The 3,557-nt window shown below is 69.4% G+C and carries 3 protein-coding genes and 1 pseudogene; 1 reads left to right on the top strand and 3 read right to left on the bottom strand.

Annotated features, from left to right (window positions below; translation table 11 throughout):
* The 3 genes and pseudogenes from FV223_RS23005 to FV223_RS22995 form a co-directional block, all read right to left on the bottom strand.
* Nucleotides 1–335 (bottom strand): annotated as a pseudogene (locus tag FV223_RS23005) (hypothetical protein); the annotation flags it as partial.
* Nucleotides 336–619: 284 nt separating this feature from the next.
* Entirely contained in the window at nucleotides 620–1,348 is a 729-nt protein-coding gene (gene phbB / locus FV223_RS23000) for an acetoacetyl-CoA reductase (protein ID WP_147729164.1), read from the bottom strand.
* Nucleotides 1,349–1,536: 188 nt separating this feature from the next.
* A complete protein-coding gene (locus FV223_RS22995; protein ID WP_147729163.1) occupies nucleotides 1,537–2,718 on the bottom strand; it encodes an acetyl-CoA C-acetyltransferase in 1,182 nt (393 codons plus the stop codon).
* 315 nt (nucleotides 2,719–3,033) lie between these two features.
* On the opposite strand from FV223_RS22995, the gene phaR reads away from it, so the two are divergent.
* On the top strand, nucleotides 3,034–3,557 hold a 524-nt coding region (gene phaR / locus FV223_RS22990), incomplete at its 3' end, for a polyhydroxyalkanoate synthesis repressor PhaR (protein WP_147729162.1).

Raw genomic sequence — 3,557 nt, 5'->3', positions numbered from 1 at the left:
AGCTCGCGCAGCACCGCGTCGGCGCGGAGCGTGCGGGTCGCGCCGAGGGCCTGCGCCTGCAGGTGCGCCCGGGGCGTGTCCTCGTGGAGGACGCAGAGGAAGGGGACGCGCCCCGGGCCGAGCCGGTGCATGTACCGGTGCAGGCCCGAGACCTGCTGCGAATGGGCCAGCGAGGCGTCGCCGACCACGGCGACCACCTGGGACAGGTCGGGCGCGTTCCGGGACTGGTAGGGATCCAGCAGGTCGATCACCAGCGGCTCGCCGAGCGGTCGGAGCTGCCCGGCGAGCCTCCGGCCGCGCTCGGGCTGATCGGTGAGGACCAGGATCGTCTTCATGGATGTGCTTCGCCGCCCGCGATCCGCCCTTTCGCGCATCATGGGCCTGATTCCTCACCAGCGATTAAAGCAATCGCGGGTTGAGCGCGCAAAAAGCGGCCGGCGTGCATTGGCCTATAGGCACCGCGACGGGCAGATCCGGCTAGAACCCCCCCCTGCGTCCCGCCGCCGCATCCGCAGCCGGCGGCGGTGCCCGATCGCGCCGGCGATGCCGGGGCGGGAAGCGTCGGGCGGCCGCGGACCCGGTCCGGGCGGGGGACCCGGGCGGCCCCCCGCGCCGTCGCTCAGGCGATGTACTGGGCGCCGTTGATCGTCAGGGTCGAGCCGGTGATGAAGCCCGAATCCTCGGCGGCGAGGTACTCGACCGCGCGGGCGATCTCCTCGGCCTCGCCCAGCCGCCCGACGGGGATCGTCGAGATGATCTTGTTGCGCACGTCCTCGGGCACCGCCATCACCATGTCGGTGGCGATGTAGCCCGGCGCGATCACGTTGACGGTGATGCCCTTCGCGGCGCTCTCCTGGGCCAGCGCCTTGGCGAAGCCGATCACGCCGGCCTTGGCGGCCGAGTAGTTGGCCTGGCCGATCTGGCCCTTCTGGCCGTTGATCGACGAGATCAGGATGATGCGCCCGAAGCCGCGGTTGCGCATGCCCTCGATCACCGGGCGGGTCACGGTGAAGGCCGAGTCGAGGTTGGTCTTGATGACCGCCTGCCACTTCTCGAAGGTCATCTTGTGGAACAGGCCGTCGCGGGTGATGCCGGCGTTGTTCACCAGCACGTCGACGGGGCCGACCTCGGCCTCGACCGCCTTGATGCCGGCCTCGCAGGCGGCGAAGTCGCCGACGTCGAACTTGAACACCGGGATGCCGGTCTCGGCCTTGAAGCTTTGAGCCGCCTCGTCGTTGCCGCCGTAGTTGGCGGCGACCTTGTAGCCCTTGGCCGCCAGGCCCTTCGAGATCGCCGCGCCGATGCCGCGGGTGCCGCCGGTGACGAGGGCGACGCGTTGCTGAGCCATGGTTTCCTCCAGTTTCTTGAACGTGTTCCAGTTTCTTGAACGTGTTCTCGGTCGCGATCGGGCCGGGTGCGACGGGCGTCGCCTCCGGCCCGCGGATGGTGCCGTCATGCCGCGTGCGGATGGCGTCCGCACGCGAAATGTTTTGCGTCCGGCCTAAAGCCGGATTTTCGGCTCCGGAGAGCTGTGGCTCACGCGCGCTCGATGCACATGGCGACGCCCATGCCACCGCCGATGCACAGGGTGGCGAGGCCCTTCTTGGCGTCGCGGCGCTTCATCTCGTGCAGCAGGGTGACGAGGACGCGGGCGCCGGACGCGCCGATCGGGTGGCCGATGGCGATGGCGCCGCCGTTGACGTTCACCTTGGCGTCGTCCCAGCCCATGTCCTTGTTCACCGCGAGCGCCTGGGCGGCGAAGGCCTCGTTCGCCTCGATCAGGTCGAGGTCGGCGGGCTTCCAGCCGGCCTTGTCGAGCGCCTTGCGCGAGGCCGGGATCGGGCCCGTGCCCATGACCTTGGGGTCGACGCCGGCGGTGGCCCAGGACTTGATCGTGGCGAGCGGGGTGATGCCGCGGCGCTCGGCTTCCGAGGCCGACATCAGCACGATCGCGGCGGCGCCGTCGTTGAGGCCGGACGCGTTGGCGGCCGTCACCGTGCCGTCCTTGGAGAAGGCCGGCTTCAGCTTGGCCATCGCCTCCACCGTCGCGCCGTCGCGGATGTACTCGTCGGTGTCGACGACCACGTCGCCCTTGCGGCCCTGGACGGTGACCGGGGCGATCTCCTCCTTGAAGCGGCCCTCCTTGCGGGCGGCCTCAGCCTTGTTCTGCGAGCGGGTGGCGAACTGGTCCTGCTGCTCGCGGGTGAGCTGGAAGGCCTGCGCCACGTTCTCGGCGGTGGTGCCCATGTGGTAGCCGTTGAAGGCGTCCCAGAGCCCGTCCTTGATCATGGTGTCGACGAGCTTGACGTCGCCCATCTTCTGGCCGCCGCGCAGGTACTGCGCGTGGGGGGCGAGCGACATCGACTCCTGGCCGCCGGCGACGATGACGGTGGCGTCGCCGTTGGCGATCTGCTGCATGCCGATGGCGACGGTGCGCAGGCCCGAGCCGCAGACCTGGTTGACGCCCCAGGCGGTGGCCTTCTCGGGGATGCCGGCGGCGATGGCGGCCTGGCGGGCGGGGTTCTGGCCGGCGCCGGCGGTGAGCACCTGGCCGAAGATCACCTCGTCCACGTCGTCGGGGGAGACGCCGGCGCGCTCGAGGGCGGCCTTGATCGCCACCTTGCCGAGCTCGTGCGCGGGCACCGTGTTGAAGGCGCCGCCGAACGAACCAACCGCCGTGCGCGCCGCGCCGACGATGACGATGTCTTCGCTTGCCATCTGAAACGTTCTCCTCGTGGTCGGCCGGCGCGTCTTGGAGATCGCGCGCTCGAAAATGCCGTTCCCCCGGATGAAGGGCCTCGCTCGATCGAAGTCAAGAAGGCTGAACCGCCGGGCGTGACGCTCGGCGGGCGGCGGCTGCTCGCTCGGGCGACCCGGGACGCGCCGGGAATTAGCATTATTCCGCGGGAAAAGGCGCCAGATTGCTATTTTCGTCGCCGGCTGAAAGCCTTAAGGTCGAGATCGGCGCGTGGGCGGCTCCCGGCGGCGGGGGCCCGGCCGTGGTCGTCGCGCGATCGGGGAGAGGCCGCAGAGATGGCGGACAGCGTCAAGGCACAACAGACCGTCATCAAGAAGTACGCCAACCGGCGCCTGTACCACACCGGAACCTCGACCTACGTCACCCTCGAGGACCTCTCGACGATGGTGCAGAACGGCGAGGACTTCGTCGTCTACGACGCGCGCACCAGCGACGACATCACCCGCTCGGTGCTGACGCAGATCATCTTCGAGCAGGAGAACAAGGCCGGCGCCGACAACCTCCTGCCGGTGGCGTTCCTGCGCCAGCTGATCCGCTTCTACGGCGACAGCATGCGCACGATGGTGCCGAGCTTCCTCGAGTTCTCGATGGCGAACTTCGCGCGTGACCAGGACGGCCTGCGCGAGAAGTTCTCGACCGGATTCGGCTCGTCGGCGTTCCAGAGCGCCATCGAGCAGCAGGTGCGGGCCAACATGGGCTTCTTCGGCGACGCCATGAAGATGTTCACCGGCTTCACCCCGCCCGGCGTGACGAACGCCGGCACCCATGCCGGGCGGGGTGAAGCCGGTGAACATCTTCA

Source organism: Methylobacterium sp. WL116, from assembly GCF_008039455.1.
Lineage (GTDB): Bacteria > Pseudomonadota > Alphaproteobacteria > Rhizobiales > Beijerinckiaceae > Methylobacterium.
Note: the sequence above shows the minus strand (reverse complement) of the source record. Positions and strands in the feature narration are given on the sequence as shown.